The organism is Sphingobacteriales bacterium (assembly GCA_016700115.1).
Classification (GTDB): domain Bacteria; phylum Bacteroidota; class Bacteroidia; order Chitinophagales; family UBA2359; genus UBA2359.
The window spans coordinates 4,593,653-4,615,247 of sequence record CP064999.1; the positions used below are offsets into that span (position 1 = coordinate 4,593,653).

17 protein-coding genes are annotated in these 21,595 nt (G+C 36.7%); 7 read left to right on the forward strand and 10 right to left on the reverse strand.

Features of this window, described 5'->3' with window-relative positions:
* Position 1 precedes the first annotated feature (1 nt).
* From IPM47_16450 to IPM47_16460, 3 genes are all read right to left on the reverse strand, one after another.
* Positions 2-1,417: an MBL fold metallo-hydrolase gene (locus tag IPM47_16450; GenBank protein QQS28434.1), complete on the reverse strand. Its 1,416-nt coding sequence runs from the start codon at positions 1,415-1,417 to the stop codon at positions 2-4.
* Positions 1,418-1,564: 147 nt separating this feature from the next.
* Positions 1,565-2,386: a sulfite exporter TauE/SafE family protein gene (locus IPM47_16455; protein QQS28435.1), complete on the reverse strand. Its 822-nt coding sequence runs from the start codon at positions 2,384-2,386 to the stop codon at positions 1,565-1,567.
* A gap of 59 nt (positions 2,387-2,445) precedes the next feature.
* A complete protein-coding gene (locus tag IPM47_16460; GenBank protein QQS28436.1) occupies positions 2,446-3,114 on the reverse strand; it encodes a Crp/Fnr family transcriptional regulator in 669 nt (222 codons plus the stop codon).
* A 221-nt stretch (positions 3,115-3,335) separates the two neighbouring features.
* Between IPM47_16460 and IPM47_16465 the strand changes: the two genes are divergently transcribed.
* Complete coding sequence (locus IPM47_16465) at positions 3,336-5,615, forward strand: VWA domain-containing protein (GenBank protein ID QQS28437.1); 2,280 nt, start codon at positions 3,336-3,338, stop codon at positions 5,613-5,615.
* 288 nt (positions 5,616-5,903) lie between these two features.
* On the opposite strand, the gene IPM47_16470 is transcribed toward IPM47_16465, so the two are convergent.
* The gene (locus IPM47_16470) at positions 5,904-6,293 is read right to left on the reverse strand and encodes a VOC family protein (protein ID QQS28438.1); all 390 of its coding nucleotides are present in this window, start codon (positions 6,291-6,293) and stop codon (positions 5,904-5,906) included.
* Between the two features lie 857 nt (positions 6,294-7,150).
* On the opposite strand from IPM47_16470, the gene pyrF reads away from it, so the two are divergent.
* The 5 genes from pyrF (at position 7,151) to IPM47_16495 (ending at position 10,906) form a co-directional block, all read left to right on the forward strand.
* Positions 7,151-8,554 (forward strand): orotidine-5'-phosphate decarboxylase, encoded by a 1,404-nt coding sequence (pyrF, locus tag IPM47_16475; GenBank protein QQS28439.1) that lies wholly within the window; start codon positions 7,151-7,153, stop codon positions 8,552-8,554.
* Positions 8,555-8,620: 66 nt separating this feature from the next.
* Positions 8,621-9,034 (forward strand): hypothetical protein, encoded by a 414-nt coding sequence (locus IPM47_16480; protein QQS31554.1) that lies wholly within the window; start codon positions 8,621-8,623, stop codon positions 9,032-9,034.
* Between the two features lie 17 nt (positions 9,035-9,051).
* Complete coding sequence (locus IPM47_16485; protein QQS31507.1) at positions 9,052-9,555, forward strand: FKBP-type peptidyl-prolyl cis-trans isomerase; 504 nt, start codon at positions 9,052-9,054, stop codon at positions 9,553-9,555.
* A 122-nt stretch (positions 9,556-9,677) separates the two neighbouring features.
* On the forward strand, positions 9,678-9,827 hold the full coding sequence (locus IPM47_16490; GenBank protein QQS28440.1) for a hypothetical protein: 150 nt from the start codon (positions 9,678-9,680) through the stop codon (positions 9,825-9,827).
* Positions 9,828-10,078: 251 nt separating this feature from the next.
* Positions 10,079-10,906 (forward strand): hypothetical protein, encoded by an 828-nt coding sequence (locus IPM47_16495; protein QQS28441.1) that lies wholly within the window; start codon positions 10,079-10,081, stop codon positions 10,904-10,906.
* Positions 10,907-10,957: 51 nt separating this feature from the next.
* Here the strand turns inward: IPM47_16495 and IPM47_16500 are convergent, their stop codons facing one another.
* The 6 genes from IPM47_16500 to IPM47_16525 all read right to left on the reverse strand — a co-directional run bounded on the left by IPM47_16500 (position 10,958) and on the right by IPM47_16525 (position 20,445).
* Positions 10,958-12,355 (reverse strand): alkaline phosphatase family protein, encoded by a 1,398-nt coding sequence (locus IPM47_16500; protein QQS28442.1) that lies wholly within the window; start codon positions 12,353-12,355, stop codon positions 10,958-10,960.
* Between the two features lie 32 nt (positions 12,356-12,387).
* A complete protein-coding gene (locus IPM47_16505) occupies positions 12,388-12,807 on the reverse strand; it encodes an SET domain-containing protein-lysine N-methyltransferase (protein QQS28443.1) in 420 nt (139 codons plus the stop codon).
* Between the two features lie 134 nt (positions 12,808-12,941).
* Positions 12,942-13,859 (reverse strand): hypothetical protein, encoded by a 918-nt coding sequence (locus IPM47_16510; GenBank protein ID QQS28444.1) that lies wholly within the window; start codon positions 13,857-13,859, stop codon positions 12,942-12,944.
* Between the two features lie 81 nt (positions 13,860-13,940).
* Positions 13,941-17,546, reverse strand: a complete 3,606-nt coding sequence (locus IPM47_16515; protein ID QQS28445.1) for a T9SS type A sorting domain-containing protein — start codon at positions 17,544-17,546, stop codon at positions 13,941-13,943.
* A gap of 211 nt (positions 17,547-17,757) precedes the next feature.
* Positions 17,758-18,558 (reverse strand): hypothetical protein, encoded by an 801-nt coding sequence (locus IPM47_16520; protein ID QQS28446.1) that lies wholly within the window; start codon positions 18,556-18,558, stop codon positions 17,758-17,760.
* A gap of 318 nt (positions 18,559-18,876) precedes the next feature.
* Positions 18,877-20,445 carry a hypothetical protein gene (locus IPM47_16525; GenBank protein QQS28447.1) on the reverse strand — a complete coding sequence of 523 codons (1,569 nt, stop codon included), beginning with the start codon at positions 20,443-20,445 and terminating at the stop codon, positions 18,877-18,879.
* Positions 20,446-20,764: 319 nt separating this feature from the next.
* On the opposite strand from IPM47_16525, the gene IPM47_16530 reads away from it, so the two are divergent.
* Entirely contained in the window at positions 20,765-21,559 is a 795-nt protein-coding gene (locus IPM47_16530; GenBank protein ID QQS28448.1) for a hypothetical protein, read from the forward strand.
* Positions 21,560-21,595 lie beyond the last annotated feature (36 nt).

Consider the following 21,595-nt stretch of genomic DNA (forward strand, 5'->3'; position numbering starts at 1 on the left):
ATCACAACATGGTAACAGGTTCCACATAGTCTGTTACTACAAATTCTCCACTTTCACGAATGGCTTTCATGCCACCCTGTACGTCAATTAGATTGTCATAACCTCTGGCCCGTAGTATTGAATTGAAAATCATAGACCTGTAACCACCTGCACAATGTACATAATAAGTTTTGTCCCTGTTAACGGCATACATGGCATCATTCACAAAATCGAGTGGAGTATTTACAGCACCTACGATATGTTCAGATTCAAATTCACTGTATTTCCGAACATCAAGGACATTGATATTAGGGTTAGCCTTGTGTTCTTTTGCGAACTCATCCACTGAAATTGTTCTGATATGGTCAGTTTCTTTACCTGCTTTTTCCCATGCTTCATAGCCACCTTCCAAATAACCAATCGTATAATCATATCCCACACGGGCAAGACGGGTAACCACTTCTTCTTCCCTACCCGATTCAGCAATAATGAGAATTTGCTGTTTAATATCCGGAATTAATGCACCAACCCAAGGGGCAAAATTTCCATCAATTCCAATATTAATACTGTTGGGAATAAATCCTTTTGCAAAATCCTGTGGCAATCTTGTATCGAGTAATAAGGCTTCCGTTTCGTTGGCTGCCGCTTCAAAAGCATCCGGACTTAAGGCCTGACATCCTCTCTGCAATACTTCGTCTATACTGTCATAACCTTCTTTGTTCATTTTGGCGTTAAGCGGGAAATAGCCGGGAGGCGGCATCAAACCGGTGATTACTTCATTTACAAATTCATCTTTGGTCATATCGGCACGAAGGGCATAATTTACCATTTTTTGTCTTCCGATAATATCTTCAGTTTCTTTGCTCATGTTTTTTCCACAGGCTGAACCGGCTCCGTGACCGGGATAAATGATTACATGGTCAGGCAAGGTCATAATTTTTGAACGAAGAGAGTCAAACAAATACCCTGCAAGTACTTCTTGAGTGATTTCTCCTTTTTGAGCCAGGTCAGGTCTTCCAACATCATTGATAAATAAAGTATCGCCCGTAAAAACGGCATGTTCTTTTCCGTTTTCATCTATTAACAAAAAGCAACTCGATTCCATAGTATGTCCGGGAGTATGTAATACTTTTACCGAAACTTTACCGACTTTTAAAACCTCACCGTCTGAGGCTATATGCGCTTTAAAATTTGGTTTTGCTGTTGGTCCGTACACGATTGTGGCACCGGTTTGTTTGGCTAAGTCAATATGGCCTGAAACAAAATCAGCGTGAAAATGAGTTTCTAATACATACTTAATTTTTGCCCCATTTTTTTCTGCCCGTTCAATATAAGGTTTTACCTCGCGTAATGGATCTATGATAATGGCTTCGCCATCAGACTCCACATAATATGCTCCCTGAGCAAGGCAACCCGTATAAATTTGTTCAACTTTCATGAATAAAATGCTTTGAGAATTAAATAATAAATTTGGTTAAATTTGAAAATGGTTGTGAGGGAAGGATATTTTGTTGTCTTCAACATCACGATACAAAATTACGACAGTTGAGAGTTTCAATCGGTTACTTTAGTTACATATAGAAATTTACCCGAAAAAAATCTCTTTCACCAGAATGTAAAAACCCATGACGAGTACAAACCAACCGAATGATTTTTTCAGTTTTGTGCCATCTATTTTTTTGGACAATGAACTGCCGATAAAAATCCCGATAACCGCAATAGCAGTAACTATCAATAGCATTTTCCAATCTATGGCATAATGTCCCAAATCACCGGTAAAACCTATCAACGATTTTGCGGCAATGATAAGTAGCGAGGTGCCAACCGCAGTTTTCATAGGGAGTTTGGTCAGTAAGACCAAAGCAGGTATAATTAAAAATCCACCCCCTGCACCAACCATTCCGGTTAAAACACCAACAACGATGCCTTCTAATATAATGACCGGATAGTTGAACTGTAAATTGGCAACTGTGTCGTTAACCGGAATGTTGTTTCCGTTTTCGTCTTTTTTCCTTTTTTCACGGATCATGGTAATTGAAGCAACGACCATTAAGACAGCAAACAGAACCATGATAAAAATGGCTTTCGTAATTTCTAACCCCCCGATTTGGAATAAACTATCGGGAATTGCCGGAACTAAGAATTTTCTGGTGGCATAGACGGATGCAATAGACGGAATACCGAAAATTGCGGCTGTTCGGATACTAACCAAGCCTTGTCTATATTTTGGAATTACCCCCACTAAACTGGTAGTACCAACTATAAATAAGGAATATGCAGTTGCAAGTACGGTATCTACATGTAACAAATATACCAAAACAGGAACCGTTAGAATAGAACCACCCCCTCCGATAAGCCCTAAAGAAATGCCGATGATGGCAGAAGCCAGATAGCCTAAAATTTCCATAAGTTTACAAATTAGAGCGCAAAGTTAGGAAGCTATCTATGGCATTTATGTAGCAATAGTTACAGAGGGTAAAACTTGCTGCTCATTTCGATTGAATTTCTGAACAATTGCAGTTTTTTATCCTGTTCCATTTTTTTTAGTAACCGAGAAATTACCACTCTCGAAGAATTCAGGTCGGTTGCAATCTGTTCATGGGTAATGTTTAAGGTATAAGATCGGGTGCTGCTCAGTTGGCGTTTTAGATAAAATTCTACCCTTTCGTCCATAGCCTTAAAGGCAATGCTATCAATAACCTGAAGCAATTCGCCAAAACGATTGCGATAGGTTTCTAATACAAAATAATACCAAGTCTTATAGTTTTTTACCAGACTATCCATAAGTTCAATAGGTATCATGGCTAATTGTGTTTCATCGGTCGCAACAGCTTCCACATCACTCATCAAATTTCGGGCAGCACATACCATAGACAATGCACAAGCAGAACCCGGTTCGATGTAATACATGAAAAACTCATTCCCTTCGTCGTCATGTCTGTAAACTTTTACCTTTCCAGACAATACAAGAATTACAGACCGGAAATACTGTCCCGGTTGAATCAATTGTTTTCCTGTTTCAACAGAACGTATCATTGCATTTTTAGAAATAAAGTCGAGTAGTTGTTCGTCAAACTCAGGAAAAAGATTTTTCAAATTTTCCTTAATGTTTATGGAGTTTAAGTTACTTGTCATTGTATAAAATTGTTTTAATTTGAAAACACTTAAATATGCTACAATTTAAGAAATATTTTACAAAATATAAAAATAAACTTTTAAAAACAAAATAGGTCAGACACCCTGTTTGTTCATATCAGCATCCATAAAATCAACTTTAGCTGAATAAAGCAAGATACCTCAATCAGAAATTTTTGCTTTGCCTCCTCAATCATTCTAAATTCCAAAATCTCTTCTTTATGAAACTCACAATTCATGTTTTAGTACTTTGTCTTTTATCCACTGTTGGAGTTTTTGCCGGTGGATTTATGATTGTAGCGCCTGAAGGAAGTCAATGGCAACCTTTTATCAATGGCAATCCTGAAATTATGCCGAGACCCCGACCTTTACCACCCATCAACTTTACACCTTTTCAATTAGAGGTAAAATCGGAAAATGCAGAAATAAAAATAACCGGTCAAACTGCATTGACTTTTATAGATCAGGTTTTTTACAATCCATCAGGAAACCGGTTAGAGGGCTATTTTTTATTTCCTATTCCTTCAGCCGGTGTTATTGCCGATTTTTCGATGTTTATCAATGGAAAAGAAACTCATGCCGAATTGCTCGATGCTAAAAAAGCCCTTCAAATTTACGAAGATATTGTCCGAAGTATGCGAGATCCTGCACTTCTCGAATATAGCAGACACGATTTGTTCAAAGTTCGTGTGTTTCCTGTTGAACCCAATAGCGAACTAAGGATTAAAATTTCTTACTCTGAAATTCTAAAAAAAGAAGATGGAACTACAGAATATACTTACCCCTTAAATACCTCAAAACATGCAGCTAAACCTATTCATAACCTCGGTTTAGAAGTAACATTGAAAACGGATGAAGATCTAAAAACAATATATTGTCCGACCCACGAAACTGAAATTATCCGAAAAGGAAACAAAGAAGCCAGGATTGGATACGAAGCAAAAAACCTGAGTCCCAATACTGATTTTAAACTCTATTTCAGCGAAGCTACAGACGATATCGGAATAACAGCCCTGACCTATAAAAACAGCCGTGATGATGGCTTTTTCCTGCTCAATATTAGTCCGGGAGTTGAAACAAATGATGAAAAAGTAATCCCTAAAGACATTAGTTTTGTGTTGGATGTTTCCGGAAGTATGGCAGGTGAAAAACTCGATAAAGCAAAAGAAGCCTTATCTTTTTGTGTTAACAACCTAAATTCTGACGACCGTTTTAATATAGTTCGATTTTCGACCGAAGCCCGAAGTTTGTTTGATGACCTGGAAACTGCCAACAAAAACAATATTTCTGATGCACTAAAATTTATCGAAAACCTGAAACCCATTGGTGGGACCAATATTGATGAAGCACTTGAAAAAGCTTTGAGTGTTAAAACTAAAGACAACCGGCCATATTTTATTGTATTTATTACAGACGGAAAACCTACCGTTGGCATCACCAATGAAGATGAATTATTAAAAAAAGTGCAAAAAACAAATGCTGCAAATACCAGAATTTTCACTTTTGGAATTGGTGAAGACCTCAATACCCACCTACTCGATAAAATAACGGAAGCCACCCATGCATATCGCAGTTATATTCTGCCTTCGGAAGATATAGAAGTTAAAATTTCGAATTTTTACACAAAAATCAGTTCACCTGTTCTGACTGACCTTCAACTTACTTTTGGCAGAAATCTTTCTGTTTACGATACTTACCCAAAAGATTTGGGAGATTTATTTAAAGGGACCTCGCTTACTGTGATGGGACGCTATAAGTTAATAGCCAACCAAAAGTCTTCGGTTACTATCAAGGGTAAGGTGAATGGTGAAACGCAATCTTTTACGTATGACATTGTCCTTCCCGAAAATCATACTGACCACGAATTTATACCCCCTCTTTGGGCTGCCCGTGCTGTTGGTTACTTATTAGACCAAATCAGATTGCATGGTGAAGACAAAGAACTTATTGGTGAAGTTGTTGAACTTGCCAAAAAATACGGTATTGTTACTCCTTATACCAGCTATTTAATTTTAGAAGACAATGCCCAAACCATTCGTCCTCCAAGACCCGAAGATCCTATGCCTCATTTAAGAAAGGTTCCTAAATCATTTCAAAACGGTGAGTCTAAAAAAGAATACTCCGATATGCAACAAAGTGAAGGTGCCGGAAGTGTTCGTTCAAGTCAGGAAGTTCAAAACCTATCAAAAGCTGACAATATAGACCAAACCCGGCAAGGTCAAAGCCGGATGAATCAACAAACCTCTGAAGATGACTACAACACAAGCGTTGCCAATCAATACCGGAATATTCAGGGAAGGGCCATCTATCAGACGGAACTTAACCAATGGATCGATTCAGATGTTTATATTCATTCTAAAGCAAAAGTAACCCGTATTCAGTTCGGTTCTAAAGAATATTTTGATTTACTTAAAAACCAACCTGAAACATCTGAATTTATGGCCTTAGGAAGAAATGTTCAGTTTTATAACAATGGTGTTGTCTATGATGTTTATGAATAACCCGAATGTCATAGATTTCAGTAATGTTAAAGATTGACTTTTTTGAAAATTAAACAACAAAACCTGCCCTTGATTTTTTACTCAGGGCAGGTTTGGTTTTTCCCCTAAACATTGCTAAAAAAAATCGGGATAGCAGTTTAAAAGATTTGGTTCAGAATATGTATGTAAGCAATGACAAAAATATTATTTAGCCGTATAAATCAACTTACAAAATTTGGTTTGCCGGAATAATATAATATTTAGGTTTCTTAAATCGCAATTCTATTCATGCCATTAAAATACAGTCCTTCATTCAGCAACAACTTCTACTTTTATTCTATCGGGGTCTTCAAAAAAAACAGCGTAGTATTGTTCAGCATGAGGATGTCTGTCAGCATATAAAATTGTTACCCCTCTCTCTCTTAATTCATCAGTCAATTGATCCACAAACTGTTTTGATTCACCATAAAAAGCGAGATGATTTAGTCCGGTGCGTTTTCTGTGGTAGTGAATATCCTGGTATTGATCTTCTGTCTGAACAAAAACAAGATAAGTGTCATTTTGCCTGAAACTAACGCCTTGATCCCATTCCTGATAAAGAACATAGTTTAACTTTTGGGTCAACAGCCAAGCCCAAAATTTCTTAGATTTGTTAAGGTCAGAAACATAGATTTCTACATGGTGAAGTTGCCCGTTCATTATCTTATTTATTGACAATTATAAAACAATTTAAACTAAAAACAACCAAATCAGAACAAAGAAATTAATTTTATACATTGTCCTTGAATTTTATTTATAAACAAAGTGTGTTTCAGTTGTTTTTTAAAAACTCCGGTTAGTTTTTTCATCACTTATTTAGGTAGGTAATCTAAAAGACACCACCCTCAAATAAAAAAAAGGGGGGTAAATTAAAAAACAACGACCAATTCGAGCTTTTAGCCCTGCTAATGCCAATTCGCTCTAAAAATAGTTTAATAATGAAAAGAGAAAAAAGTTAAGCTTAGCCAAATAAATTGTCTTTTTAAAAGAGAAAATAAATTTTTGCAGGTTTAAAATCACAATTAAAGTTAATGAAATTAAAGTTGTTTTGAGGAGAAAGTCAATCTAAATCAGTAAAAAATACATTTCCCCCGGAAAAATTGCAAAAAAAACTTTGAAATCAAAATTTCAATAAGAAGAACCTCAAATTTTGGAATAAAAATTGAGGTTTAAAGAAAAAACCTGTTTTAAAAACCTTTTCAATGGAAACTTTTTGGCGTACTTTTTTCCATTTTTACTCTTAATTCCAGTGTTACAATTTAAGGAATGTTGGGATAAAAACGAACCCCATCGAAAAAACTAAAACAGTTCAGGAACTTATGCTTGAAAAATTTTCAGCCGTGTAAAATAAAGAAAATAGTACGTGAAAATCAACAAAAAAAACTCAAATTACGCTTTTGCCTTTGGTTGTTTATAAAACTATTGGGTATATAAAGGATGAATTGGCCGCTGTATCAACCCATAGGTTGGTTATTTTAACTATTTTTGCCCAATCAAAACCACTTCTATAAAAATTTATGAACAACCGGAATCTCATTTTGCGATTGTATGACATCAATGCGGTGCAGTTTGGTCAGTTTCAACTTCGCACAGGTATTATGTCGCCCTTTTATCTCGATTTTAGAAAAATTGTTTCTTACCCAAGCCTGATGAGGGTAATTTGTGCTAAACTTTCTCATTTATTAGAGGATATTGCATTTGATTATTTATGCGGGGTTCCTTATGCAGCTTTGTCTTTTGCAACCGGGGTTGCCATCACTCATGATGCGCCTTTGGTGGTAAAAAGAAAAGACCGCAAAGAACATGGTACAAAAAAAATAGTAGAAGGAGATTTTAAGACAGGCGCAACTTGTGTGGTTGTTGAAGACATCGTTACAAGTGGTATCAGCATACTTGAAACAATTGAAGCGTTAGAAAATGAGGGCTTGGTAGTTCAACATGCTATTGCGATTGTTGACAGAAAACAAGGAGGAACCGATATTTTAGCAAGAATGGGTTATACGGTACACACTTTGTTTAATATTCAGGAAATTTTTGACGTTTTGCTCCAAGCAGGGAAAATTGATAAGGATGCCTATGAAAGCTCTCTCAATTTTGTGAAAGAAAATGTAACCACCGATTTACCGGTCAAAAAAGAAATACCCCGAAAGTCTATCTCTTACAAGAAACGCATTGAACTTTGCCGGCTACCGGTCAGCAAACGGTTGTTGCAAATAGCGGAATCCAAGCAAAGCAACCTGATTTTGTCTGCAGATGTGGACACCGCAGAGGAGTTAATTAACATTGCCCGTCAGACAGGTCCGCATATTTGCATGTTAAAAACACATGTGGACATATTGCCCGATTTTACACAAGCTACCATTAATGAACTGAAACAAATTGCAAAGGAACATGATTTCCTTTTGTTTGAAGACCGGAAATTTGCCGATATTGGCAATACAGTACAAAAACAGTTTGCTGCCGGTTTGTTTAATCTTCCGTTATGGGCTGACGTATTGACGGTTCATGTTGTTGCCGGAGGAAGCAGTATAATAGCTCTCAAAGAAACCGGGTTGATGGAAGACAAAGGTTTGGTTATCATTGCGCAAATGTCAACCGCCGACACATTGACGGACGAGAATTATATTCAAAAAGCCACCAAGATTGGAGAGGCCAATAAAGATATTGTTATCGGCTATGTAGCTCAACAACCAATCAGTACCGATGCGGGATTACTTCAGTTTACCCCGGGCGTTCACCTTGCAGCCAAAGATGACCATCTTGGTCAAACTTATAATAGTCCCAGAGTAGCATTTACTCAGCGAGGTGCCGATTTTATAATTGTAGGCAGGGGAATCTATAAACATACCAATCCCGAACAAGCCGCTGTTTTATATAAAGAGGCAGGATGGCAGGCGTATTTACAACAGATTGCAGAATAAATTTGCAGCTATCACCGTTATTTTGCTTATTTTTTTCAGTTTAAAACTAATTAAATCTTCAAACCAATGAAATCTGAACAGTTATTGAGTTTTTTGCTTGCAATTTTCATGTTATTAGCCACTTTTTCACCGCAACAGGTTTTTGCTCAAAAAGGCAAAGAAAAAACTCAAGCAGAAATTGACAATGATCTTATAAAAAATTATCTCAAAAAAAACAAACTTACAAAAAAGTTCACTAAAACTGAAACCGGATTGTACTATCATATAGAACAAAAAGGCGAAGGTAAGCCGGCAGATGCCGATAAAAATTCAAAGTTCATTACAAAGGCTCATTGTTGGATGGAACAGTTTTCGACTCGTCGTATGACCGGGGACGAGCCATCGAATTTACACTTTCCATGGTTGTCAAAGGATGGCGTGAAGGCCTTATGTTTTTTAATGAAGGCACTAAAGGCACTTTACTTATTCCATCTGAATTAGCTTACGGACAACGGGCTATGGGAGATAATATTCCGGCAAATTCTGTTTTGCGATTTGACCTTGAATTGTTGGAGTTGATGGATAATCCTCAACCTGTTGCCAAAAAGGCCGAAGAAACTCAACCTGCAGATAAACGAGAACAGGAAGCTGCGATACTCGCCTATTTGGATAAATCAGACATTAAAGGCAAAGCTTTGAGAACCGAATCAGGCCTATATTATTATATAGAAAATGAAGGAACCGGCAAAAATCCCGATATCAACTCAACGGTAAAAGTTCATTACAAAGGCTGTTTGCTTGATGGAAAAGTTTTTGACTCTTCCTATGACCGCAATGAACCCCTTAGTTTTCCGCTGAATGGTGTTATCAAAGGTTGGCAGGAAGGAATACCCCTGTTTAAAGAAGGCGGTAAGGGCGTATTGATTATTCCGGCAGCTTTGGCTTATGGTTCCCGTACTATGGGACCCATTCCAGGAAACAGTATTTTGCGGTTTGATGTCGAGTTGTTGGAAGTGAAGTAAAGTTTATTGTTAAAATAGAATCGCAGACATACTATTGAATTTCAGCTTCCGTTATTAGCTTGCACTTTAAATTGGCAGATTATTTCTTCATTATATTATCTTATCAAACACAATCAATTTTCATGAAAAAAATTAAGGTTACACAGGTGTTTACGTTTCTTTTAGCGTTTATGATGTTGGTGGGTAGTGTGAGTTGTTCAAAAAACAAAAAAGCACAAAAAACGCAGGAACCTGTTCAGAAAGAAGGTAAAGTACGCGAGTATAAGAACTAACTCTTTCGAGTATCATTCGTTCGAATTTCTATTTAAAAAAGCGGTCAACTATAATTAGATGACCGCTTTTTGATTGTTTGAAACCTATGTTGTTTCTTTCAATTTGGTAAAAGCAGGTCATTATTAGCCGGATAAAGATTAAAGTTCTTTAAAACAATGTTTACCTGACATACGTTTTAGTTGCAGTTTCGCAATTTATGATTATTATTGTTCTGCCATTTTCTACCCAACCTCTAATAAAAACCTTACCCATGAAAATAGTAATCCGGTCATTCAAGCTGTTTTTAATAGTAGCCGTCTTTAGCACAATACGAGTTTATGGTCAGGAGCCAATTGTCGGCTCGACTCCGCTTACTTCGGACGATATTGTATTTAAAAGGGAATTTAGTGTCGGGTTAAAAGCGCATACTCATGGTTTTGGAGCATCTGCAAATTTTGTACGCATCAATAATATTTACAAGAAAAAATTTATCGAAGTAGAAATCATGAATATCAAACACCCCAAAGAGCGGCGACAGCAAAGCCCTTTTGCATCAGGGCGTAATTCGGCAAGGGGTTATATTTATGGCAAGAAAAATAGCTTTTATACCATCAATCTCAATTTTGGAACTATGCACACAATTACCAATAAAGGGCAGCGCAATGGGGTGCAGGTTTCCTGGTTTTATTCTTACGGGCCTTCATTGGGCATTGTCAAACCTTATTACTTAGAGTTGATTTATGATGTAAATGAAGTCGGTAATTTGATTACCCGTAACGAAAAATATACCGAAGAAAACGCCTCCTGGTTTTTAAACAACGGTTTGATTTATGGAGCATCGGGTATTACCTATGGTTGGAATGAAATCAATATTTTCCCCGGTATCCAACTCAAAGGAGGTTTTAATTTTGATTGGGCGAAGTTTTATGAAATGGTAAAGTCAATTGAAGTCGGTGCAATGGTAAATATTCATGCCGGTTTGGTCAAAAACAATGACGGAGATTTAAAAGTATCCCGGGTACCGATTATGATTGAAGAGCAAAACTCATTTGTGTTTACCAATCTCTATCTGCGTTTAAACTTAGGGAAACGCTGGTAGAAAATTCTTTTCCCTTCGAATTTTCAGATCAGATCCTTTTCAAAACTTGTCCTATTTGGCCATTAATTCAGAAGCCTTAATCTCCTGAGTCCATTTTAATTCTGCTTTGTCGTTATAGCAGGAAATAATCAGTTTGCGTTCTGCAGGTGTGCCCTTAAAGGCAATTTCTACAAAGTTTTGTTCGGCAACTAATGTGCCGGGAACTCTGTTGGGGTTATTGCCTTCTTTATGGTTGTTTATGGTGGCAAATGGCCGGGAAGTTAGCGGTGAACTTGTAATATCATACAACGGATAAGATTTGGAACGTTCAATTTTGATAATTTCGGTTAAATGTCTGTCGCCGCTCAAAAATAAAACCCCGTTTATTTGGTTATCCTCGATAAAGGACATCAATTGCCGGTATTCTTTTTCATAATGTACAAAACATTCATAATCATTGATTGGATTGAGCATTTGGCTTCCGGAAACTATGAATTTAAATCTGGCATTTGAAGTTAACAATGAACAGGTTAGCCAGTCCATTTGTTGATTTCCTAAATAGTTTTTGTTTTCCGATGCGTTTGGATATTTTTCCGGCCAACGATAATAGCGGTTGTCGAGCAGGAAAAATTCGGCATCTCCCCAGACGAAACTGCTGTAAATGCCTTTGTTTTCGGCTTCACCAAAAGTTTTATTTCCCCAATAATCGGTAAAAGCCTGAAGACTGATATCTTTTAAATTGTAAGTTACGTTTGAATCATTTGGTCCAAAATCATGGTCATCCCATATAGCAAAATTAGGTCTTGATGATAAAAAGGGCTGCAATTCTGGCAGTTTTCTCACATGTTGGTATCGGTACTTGATCCCGTATTCAGAACTCCAGTCTGCTTCCCGCAAATAAACATTATCGCCTACCCAAAGCATGAATTCAGAGCGATGTTGAGTCATTGTTCTGAAAATATCCGTAGATTGCCCATAAGGTTGTCCGGGTCTGTCATAAGGTTCATCGTTGATATAGGCACAAGAACCAAAAATAAACGAAAAATCAGGTGGATCTTCCCGCCACTCCCATAGTTTTCGCGTGGAAAACAACAAAGGATAAGGAGTATTGTGAACAACCCCGTTTAGTATAAGTTGATATTGATAAGTTGTGTTTATGTCTAATCCCTTCAGTTTGATTTTAACCGGATTAAACTGATTGCCCAAAACACCGCCATAAGTTTGTGTTAATGCTTTATAATAAGGGGAATCCTGTTTCCAGTATTTGATGGCAATGCTGTTAACCTCCGTGCTTACTTCTAACCAAATCAAAACTTCGCGGTGTTCAGTATAACCCGGCATAGGGCCGGATATCAGCAAATGATTGTTTTGTCCGTTACAGGTTTGAGAGGCAAAAATGAAAAAAACAAAAAAACTGTAAATCAATCCTAAAGTCTTAAAATCATAGTTTCTTTTGGCAAATTTATACATGTGTGGTTTTATTATAGCTGTTTTACCGGAAGTTATGTTTCTTTTTGTTTGTCGAACCAAACCGGGGAATCGTCTTCTGCATCACAATTGTAGTTAACGGTTATTTCTTCGTTAGCTTCAATATTTTTATGGCAAATAAAAGTCAGGATATTGTGTTCATAGTCTGCCTCATAAAAGGCATTTGGTGTATAAGAATGATTATACAGAGAACCATAACCCATAGCCAAAGCAATCATGTTTTGTTCTTCCCCCCAAATAAAATAATAGTCGTACAAGCCTGTTTTATCAATAAATAGTTTGTCGGCTTCTGATGACAACAAGACTGGACATACTTCAATGATTTCTCCTTTTTTGATGGCATGTGCTGCAAAAACACCCCTACCTTTACCCGGCGAATTGGCAATATAGATATTTGGTCTCAGTGAGTTTGGAGCAATGATTATTCCGGACATAAAATTTTAAAACAAAAAGATGAACAAACAAAGGAAGCTAAAAAAATCAGATTAGCAAAACAAGTCAGCGTTATGTTTTGATTAAATCTGTTGATTTTTAACTGTCAAATCAATAGGCTATATGAAACTCCATACTATTCGTTGGCAGCACGAATACAAATCTGTTGTAGTTCAGTTTGTAATGCACTATCCATAAATTGTTTAAACGTATCCTTGTTATAAACCGGACTGGAATCAGGAGTTTCGCTTGACTTGATTATTCTTGCTAATCCCTCTAAACGGTGATGAATAAACAGATAACGAATCAAACAATCACAATATACCATTTGCTGTTGAGTACCCTGAACCGGAATATTGCCCAATTTAAGACATGCGTTTCTTGCTGTTATCTTCAAAACAGCCAACTGTTTTTCAGAGGGCTGAAAAAGCAACCGGTGAATATCCGGATTGCTTGCCGAATACAAAACTTCAAAACTGCTTTGATCTGTTACAGGTAATAAACTTGCATACATCCTATAACTGCTGTCCGTTGCGGGAATTTCAAGATGTTGTTTGATTTGTTTCAATCCTGCAAGGTATTGATAGGACAGGGAAACTTTTTCACCGTCAATGATAACTCCCCCTTTTACCATATCTACTGAAGTAACGATCCCACCCATTTCCAGATTGTTGTTTAACTGATTTGTCCGAATGATGTTGGTAATAAAAGGAACCCCAAACCCACCGAAAATTGAGCTAAAAACGAAAATAATAGCTACTATCAACAGGCGGTCTTTCCACTTGCGCAATTTTGCAGTTGAACTGCTCGAATATTCGGGAGAAGTAAAACGGTAAGCGTATTTATCTCCCACTTTTTCAATGCTCAACACACAAAGTTCATCATCTATAAAAAAGTTAAAGGCCTTTTCAGATTGCTGAGCCGGTAAAGATTCTTCATAAAGAAGAATTCCGTTTAGCCGCACATAAACTTTTTGATGAGTTAAGTCGTGCGCCAACTCAATTGTATGCCGTTTCAACTTACCGGCATAAACCCAACTTTTTTTATTTATCATGCTTTAACAAATGGATGGACTATTTATTGGTTTAAAACGGTTTAACTGACTGCTAACTGAATATTCAAATGTTCAGGAAATTTACAAAACACCTATCTTAACTGTATGTACCTGATTACCTGCTCCTATCTGGATAAAATACATGCCTTTTGCCTTTGGCATTTGTAATTCCAATACCTGATTGCGTACAGTTGCCTGCTGATTAGTTACAAGTTGGCCTAATGCATTGTAAACGCGTATATCCAAAGTTTTAAACTCGTTAAAATTGAGATCTAAAAATACCTGCCCTTCGGAAGTCGGATTGGGAAAAACCTTCACCGCATGAGCCAATTCATCCTGATTTAACTCCGGTTCTACTGAAGTGGTATTTTCACATTCAATCCCATTGTATTCTCCTCCCAAATCATAGCCAACCGTAAAATGATGGACAATATCCATTCCGAAATCAGGTTCAAAGTCCACATAATACCCTCCTGCCGGATTTTTAAGACGTACCCATCCGTTGCCTTCACTTGGAGCTGCCCACCAACTGACTCCGTTTTGTCCTCCATCGGTAAATCGGAGAGTGTAACAACCGTTTGGCAGATTAAATACATCGTCATAAGTAGTGTTGTTAGTCAAACCGGTACGGGAATACACGATTTGCCCCAAATCATTGGTCAGGGTATAAGCATTTTGATAGGCCACAGCATTGGTGCGGAAATAAAGACTTAACCCGCTTTGATATTGAGGAGGAAGCGTAAAGGGAGATTCCAAATAGTTGTTGTTGAGGTATTGATCTCCTCCGATTGCATAATTGGGTTCACTAAGTTCAACATAAAAAACTGGATTTTCTGAATTCAGGTTAGTCCAGTTAAATAAAGGCAAAGTAACTTCTGCTTCCTGCATAAAAGCAAGTTGTCCGGTCCATCTGAAGTAGCAAGGAAAGGTCGGGGCGATATCGCTGTATTGTTTCACACCATAAGTAATCAAGACACTTGTAATAGTTTGTGCGCCTGTATTCCGTATTTTTATCCGGGGATTGGTACATATCGGATTTTTACGGCTATGCATATCGTCCAAGCTGGGATTTATAATATCTTCCACCGATACATCAAGCGAATAGCTTGGCTGCCCATAACTGATAAGATGAGCTGAAATTATATAGTTCCCGTAAGGCATAGTTGAGCCTTGTATTTCATAATCAATACTAACCGGTTGACCGGGGGTTACAAAAGGGGTTAACTCGTGTTCATAAGAATTAACTACAGCTCCGGGGCACCATCCTGCGCGGTCATAGACCCAGGTGCCTCCCTGAGGGTAAACGAAATTATCTGAACACTCATTCCAAAGATACCAGTTAAACTGTTGAACCCCATCAATTCTTATTCTGTGAAATTTGGGGCAAAATTCAGCGCAGTTTTCAGAATTTGCTCCAAAACCATGTCCGCTGGAACGCGTTTTAATTTTGAAAGTTGATGCTTCTTCGGGTAAGTTGATGGTTACAGGAGGCAAATGCGCATTGGTTAACATTGCCGAATAGTCATAGCTGCCATCGTTATAAATTTTCTTCAAGCCCAATACTTCCCGGGGTGGGGTTCCTTTAATAAATACAAATTTAAGGTCAAGTAATTCCTGGTTATTGCCGGCTCGTAAATCAACCGTACCTCTCAACAAAGGAGCGTAATCGGTTACATCAAAAACCCATCGTTTACCGTCCGGTCCAAGGTCTAAGTTTATCCCATAGGGAGTTATATATCGCCCAATTTCATAGGTAACTGTATTGCTGTAATATTCATGATCATTTCTGATAATCGTTACATCCGGATTAACCAATATTGAATCAACTTTTACTCCATTTAAAAAAGTATAGGTATAAATATTAGCAGGCCAGGCATAAAATGAACTGGTTGCCAGGCTTGGATGATTAGGGTCATCGTCTTGTATGATACCCGAACTGCCGGAATTTTCGTAAAGAACAATAAAAGACAAATCGTTTTCTTCCATTTCATCGGCAAAAACAGTGTTAAAATCCGACTCATATACCCCTTGTTCATAAACAATATTGGGGCGAAGATTTGTAGTGCTGATATTCCACACATTATTAACAGGGTTAATTTTTTTCCATTGAGGATAACCATGCATGACGGCGTGATTTGCAAAATAAGACACGTCCGTTAAAGTGTTCCCAATGTTATCATTCATCGGATAATACCCTATCAGGTTCGCAAAATCTGGATGTGTATCGTCAATAGACCTAAACATCAGGGAACTGATAGAAGATGCATCTAATGCTTTGTTAAAAATTGCAAATTCTTTCATCATGCCGTTGTAATAATCTGCAGGATTAGTCGTGTTTCCTCCTATACCAATTAAAAATTTGTCAATTCCACCCATAGTCCTGAATTTTGCAGAACCGGTATGCCAAAGAATACCATTTTGGTAAATGTTCATCACACCGGTTGTGGAATTTTTGGTAAAAGCCCAATGAGTCCATTGTCCTTCATATTCTAAAGGAAGGGCTGCTTTTTCAATTCGGTCATAAGAAGCAGAGCCGCTGTTTCCGGCATCCCAATAAATATTGCCGTTGCTCCAAGGCAAATGCACGTTTAAAACCCTGTTTCCGGCTGCGTCAATTCCTTCAAAATTATAGTTGTTTTTTGGTTGAACATCTGGATTTCCATAAGTCCAAAAACTAATTGTTACTTCGTTGTTTAATGTACTGATGGCAGATACAGGCACATCAATATAATCGGACCCTTTAAAATCGAGACAATACTCAGTTCTGTTGTTGTAAATGCCGGAAGAAAAAGCAGTTTCTTCTGACATCACCGAATTATCTGCACCGCTTTGCCCATTGCTGTAAGAAAATTCAAGGACCAAATTTGAAGAGCCATTCCAGTTAAAAGGATTGCTAAACTGCAAATCCTGCCAGTCAGTAGCGGAAAAAGTCGTGTTTAAACGATAAACCTCAACAAAATCAGTTTTTTCATAATCATTAGACGTAAGCTGATTTTTAAAAGAATGTTTCATCCGGATAGTCAGATGGTTTAAATCTGCACCTAAAGCACTAAGATTAAGTTGCATACCGGTAATTAAGCCGGCTTCAAGTCCGGCATCAGTTAGTTCACTTGCTCTCCAGACAAACTGTGCCCTGCGGGTGCTCACACTTGTTCCAAAAACCTGTTCGTTATTTTCGGTTCCGGCACCAATAGTTGCCGTATTTAATGAAATGGTATTATTATGTACAACTTCAGTTTGTTCGGAGCGATAAATTGTATAGGTTGGTGAAGTAGTATATTGTAAAAGGCTTGGCGTATTTCCATTGATGGTGTAATTTGGCTGAACTTTATAGGTTGAATCATACAGTCCATCGTGGTTTGTTACGACAAAATAAGTCAGATAATCCCATTCACCACAGGGATATTGGTCTGCATTGGTTAAAGGGCTGCATTTCAGGGTTTGATACATCAACACTTTTTCATAAGATTCAGAGCCATCGGGAAAAGTAAATGTTCCGACATAAGGTGCTCCCCAACCAATAGGGCTGGGATCGTTAAACGTAAATGTCTGAACTACGACTGTGTCTCCGGGCTGACGCTGAGCAAAAATATTGGAGTTAAAGAGTGAAAATCCAATTAAAAACACTGCCCATACAAAAGACTTTCGGGCTGAACTTAAAATTGATAAGTGTAAAAAGTTATTCATAACAAGACAGGACTTAAGTGAAGAAGGTAAAAAAAATTAAAGGTACATAATAATTTGGTTTATGCGTGTCCTGATAAACGCAAACCTTTTGGTAGGTGGCATATTGATGGTTAAGACAAAAAAAGCACTTACCTGAATTGCAGATAAGTGCCGACAATAATTAATATAGATAAGTTATCTTTAAGAATAAAGAGGTAATTCCGGAGTAAATTTACCACCCTAAAATTGAAGAAGGACTCGATTTAGAATACCAATATTCTTTGTAACCCCCCACACTCATATCCTGAATAGTATTATGCCGTCCCAGATTTCCTTCCCTGATGATTTGATCCATCAAGCTATTGTATTCACTAGATGTTAAGTTGCCGTAATCTGAACTTTGTGTCGGTTTGGTGTAGGATAACTGAGCTAATAGCTGATTCTGTTGAGTATGATTTAACTGACTCATCACATTTTTTAACATAGTGCCTAAGTAGGCATAATACATCACAGACGCAATTGCCTGTTGGTTCAAAGTTGGAAACTGAGTGATAATATCGTTGCGAAGAGAATTTTTTATTTCTGAATTATTAAATCCGTTAGTTCCATATTGGTTCAATCCAGTTAAATATGAAAAACCTTCTAAATCTGTTTCTGTAAAAGCTGCCTTATTTGCCTGATTATATGCCAATACAGGGGCGCTATCTTTTGCAAGTTTTGCAAAATAGGCCAATTGTTCGTCCGGATAAGAATAGGTGTTTTGATAAAAATACCCTTTAATAACTCCCCAGGCGAACCCGATTTGTGAAGGGTCGGTCAACTGTCTGAAAGTTGCAAAATCGCTTTGAAGACCTGAAGCAAAACTGACAATTTGAGCAGGATATTGGTTAAACAGCGAAATCAAATTGTTTTCTATTTCTTTTTTTTCCGTTTCAGATAGTAATTCCATAGTTAAAAGTTCAGTATAACCAATATAAATCTGTATGTGTTCTGCAGTTAAAGCATAACCGTTTTGATTAGCTAATATTTGCATCTTAGTCTGTGCATTTAATTGATTAAAAGAGTTAGTAAACATTGCAAGTAACATAATAACGAAAGTTAACTGATTCATAATTAAAGATTTTGTTTGTGGTAATTTTGATTTGTAAGACAAAGATAACAGCCGGTAAAACCATAAAACAAACCAAAAACCATCTGAACTTAAAGGTTGGGAGGCAACCTAAAACAGCTAAACCCTTTTAATATAACGGGTTTCAATGCCGAATAATTAAAGAATACAGTTAAAAAACCAGTGTGGAAAATTATCAAAAATTTAGACCCATTCCCGCCTTTAAAAAGAAATGAGTTTTATTTAATCACTAATGTTGCTGCCAAAATTATTTTTATAGGTTTTAGCTAATTCTTTCATTGGAATTTCCTTGATTTTACTTTCCAGCCAAAACCTAAAATCAAACAATCGCAAAGGAGCAATTTCTTTAGGATCTTTGTCAATTGCTGTTTGAATATTTTCATAAAACTCCCGGTAAAGAACCAAAATCTTATCCTTACCCTGAATATTCAGTAGTTTTTTTAAAAATTTTAAAAACAGGTTTTCGATAACAAACAGTCTTTGCCTGTCCTGAAGAAACCGGTAAGTGGAACGCAATGTATATTCGAGCAATGCTTCATTTCGCAATTCAAGATGAGTAAGTAAATTCAAAATTCGCAAACCGGCATAATAATCTGAAAAATTAATCACCTCGTCTATATTAAGTGCTTCGTTAATTTCAGACAGCGCTTGTTCAAACATCCCTACCATAAAATAGGAACGTGCAATAAAAAATAAATTACCGGTAATGATGTGTTTATATAAAGGGAATAAGGCATGGCGGGATTTTATTGGTTCGACAAAAACTAACGCTGCTTCTAAGTCCCAAGTTTTATAATGCCTTAACAGTCTTAAAATATAATAACCGCTCTGATATAAAGCTGCATCTTCGGTTTTAAGCTTATTGCTTTCGTTGTCTAATAAATGCCCAAGTTTTTGAATGCAAACATCAAATTCTTTCCATCGGCTTAGCCCCATCAGAATTCCCAGCTGCATATCTAAAAAATAAAGATAGTCTTTTAGGTTTATTTCTATTAAATAAGGATTGTCTTCAAATAACCGGATGCCTTTAATCAGATAATTGTGCATTTCCTGTGTATTGTTAAGAAATCCCTGATACAACACATGAATATTAATGTATGACAATTTGCTGAAATTGGTTAAAGCACAATTCTCGTCTTGCAAAAAAGGATGTTGCATCAGTTCGTGAAACTCTGAAATCTGCTTCTCGCTTCTTGCAACTGTGCCCAATTGCCTCCATTTGGTGTGAAAGGTTCTAAGCAAGATTGCCATCTCCATGTCGTGCCGGACTAAATTTGTAGTTTCCATGTTTTTTTGAACAATGCTGTTAAAAAACATTTCATTCAAAGCAGAAAAAAAATCGGAATTTTTAAGTTGTTCAAATAGCAGGTAACAAAACAAACTCCATTGTTCGTTCATTTGAGCTTTTTTCAAACCAATCTCAATTTTTTTCAACCCTTGATTAGTAAGTCCTTTGCGGGTTAACAATTCTATTTCGCGTAAAAGCACCAAAATCTGATCCGTATTCGACTTTCCTTCATTATAAGTAACAGTACTGTTCAACACCATACTGTACAGGTATCCTTTTGTAGCTGAGAAGTTTTTGGTGAATTTCTCTTTTGCAAACTGCTTTAACAGCTTACTCTCATTATACACGTCTTGTTTGTCTATAGCATCAAACAATTGTAAATAAGAACTTTGAACTTCACTTTTATTGGCGACCGTTTTTTTGTAACCGTATCTTTTGAAATAGGCTTTTTCAGACGGAGTCAAACTTTTTATTAAATCAAACAAATCGGTATTGTATGCCATGTGTCAACAATTTTTTATTCTTTTACAAAAATACTTGTTTGATGTTTTAAAAATGCTTTGATAATTAACTCAATAAATAGTCATGTCAACCAACTACTTTTTTGGATATTTTCTAAAATTAGAAAATCTTGATTAGTTTTACTTAAGGTTGTCTTTTTTTACGGGCATTTTGCTTTAAATCCCTCCTGTTTTGTTTTTGCAATAATTTATTCGAAATTTATTCTGAAATTTAATTCTGTTTTTTTCAAAAAAAACAGAACTTTGAAGTCATAAAACAGTTTTTAACGTAAGCAAATACCCTCAATAATTATTGAACGATATGTCCCATGTATTTCAAGATGAATTGGACAAAATCTTAGACCAGTATTTAGAAGGCAAACTGAATACGGAAGAAGTTCGCTTGTTACATAATAAATTGAAGCAGGGAAATTTGGATTCATTTGATGAGCAGGAAGATACGGCTGAAATTTTTTTACCGAACGACATTCGTTTCCCTAAAACAAGTGAAGAAAAAATGTCCGATCAGTTGTTTTATTCATCTTCGGGAAAAGAATTTGATCTGGAAGAAACAAACTATCAAAAATTTAAACTCCTCAACGGAAAGTACGCCCCGTTAATCGCCATCTTTTTTACCATCATTTTAGTTGTTCCGTTTTTGTTCATGTTCATGTCCCTTGGAAAAGAACAGACTTTGGTTTTCAGGCATTTCACCCCTCCTGATATTTTATCTACAAGCAGATCTTTTGAAAATGCAAATTTAGAGAATGAGTGGAATAGTATCGTACTTAAGTATCGTTCCGGAAATTTTTCATCTGCTATCGTGTCTTTTGAAAAAATGTTTGACAACCCACTCCCGGATGTGTATATTGACCATTTTTACTTAGGGGTTTGTTATATTGCTATAAATGAGCCAAAAATTGCACTAAATCATTTGCAAACTTCTTTGTTCTTAAGCAAGTATTCTGAATTAACCCCTTCAATTCAATGGTATCAGGCATTGGCCTATATCCAAAACGGACAACCTCAAGATGCCCGCAAAACACTTATCGAACTGACAACTCACCCTGAATTTAAAGATTTTCAAAAAGCCGAATTGCTGCTTTCTGAACTTTGAACCAATCTGAATTCAATTTTACCAATTTAGGTTTGA

Excerpts from the sequence above, each read along its gene's own strand:
- IPM47_16525 (QQS28447.1), bottom strand. The coding sequence starts at position 20,445 with ATGGCATACAATACCGATTTGTTTGATTTAATAAAAAGTTTGACTCCG.
- IPM47_16460 (QQS28436.1), bottom strand. The coding sequence starts at position 3,114 with ATGACAAGTAACTTAAACTCCATAAACATTAAGGAAAATTTGAAAAAT.
- pyrF (QQS28439.1), top strand. The coding sequence starts at position 7,151 with ATGAACAACCGGAATCTCATTTTGCGATTGTATGACATCAATGCGGTG.
- IPM47_16485 (QQS31507.1), top strand. The coding sequence starts at position 9,052 with ATGGGAGATAATATTCCGGCAAATTCTGTTTTGCGATTTGACCTTGAA.
- IPM47_16490 (QQS28440.1), top strand. The coding sequence starts at position 9,678 with ATGAAAAAAATTAAGGTTACACAGGTGTTTACGTTTCTTTTAGCGTTT.
- IPM47_16470 (QQS28438.1), bottom strand. The coding sequence starts at position 6,293 with ATGAACGGGCAACTTCACCATGTAGAAATCTATGTTTCTGACCTTAAC.
- IPM47_16530 (QQS28448.1), top strand. The coding sequence starts at position 20,765 with ATGTCCCATGTATTTCAAGATGAATTGGACAAAATCTTAGACCAGTAT.
- IPM47_16500 (QQS28442.1), bottom strand. The coding sequence starts at position 12,355 with ATGTATAAATTTGCCAAAAGAAACTATGATTTTAAGACTTTAGGATTG.
- IPM47_16450 (QQS28434.1), bottom strand. The coding sequence starts at position 1,417 with ATGAAAGTTGAACAAATTTATACGGGTTGCCTTGCTCAGGGAGCATAT.
- IPM47_16465 (QQS28437.1), top strand. The coding sequence starts at position 3,336 with ATGAAACTCACAATTCATGTTTTAGTACTTTGTCTTTTATCCACTGTT.
- IPM47_16495 (QQS28441.1), top strand. The coding sequence starts at position 10,079 with ATGAAAATAGTAATCCGGTCATTCAAGCTGTTTTTAATAGTAGCCGTC.
- IPM47_16520 (QQS28446.1), bottom strand. The coding sequence starts at position 18,558 with ATGCAAATATTAGCTAATCAAAACGGTTATGCTTTAACTGCAGAACAC.
- IPM47_16510 (QQS28444.1), bottom strand. The coding sequence starts at position 13,859 with ATGATAAATAAAAAAAGTTGGGTTTATGCCGGTAAGTTGAAACGGCAT.
- IPM47_16455 (QQS28435.1), bottom strand. The coding sequence starts at position 2,386 with ATGGAAATTTTAGGCTATCTGGCTTCTGCCATCATCGGCATTTCTTTA.
- IPM47_16480 (QQS31554.1), top strand. The coding sequence starts at position 8,621 with ATGAAATCTGAACAGTTATTGAGTTTTTTGCTTGCAATTTTCATGTTA.
- IPM47_16515 (QQS28445.1), bottom strand. The coding sequence starts at position 17,546 with ATGAATAACTTTTTACACTTATCAATTTTAAGTTCAGCCCGAAAGTCT.
- IPM47_16505 (QQS28443.1), bottom strand. The coding sequence starts at position 12,807 with ATGTCCGGAATAATCATTGCTCCAAACTCACTGAGACCAAATATCTAT.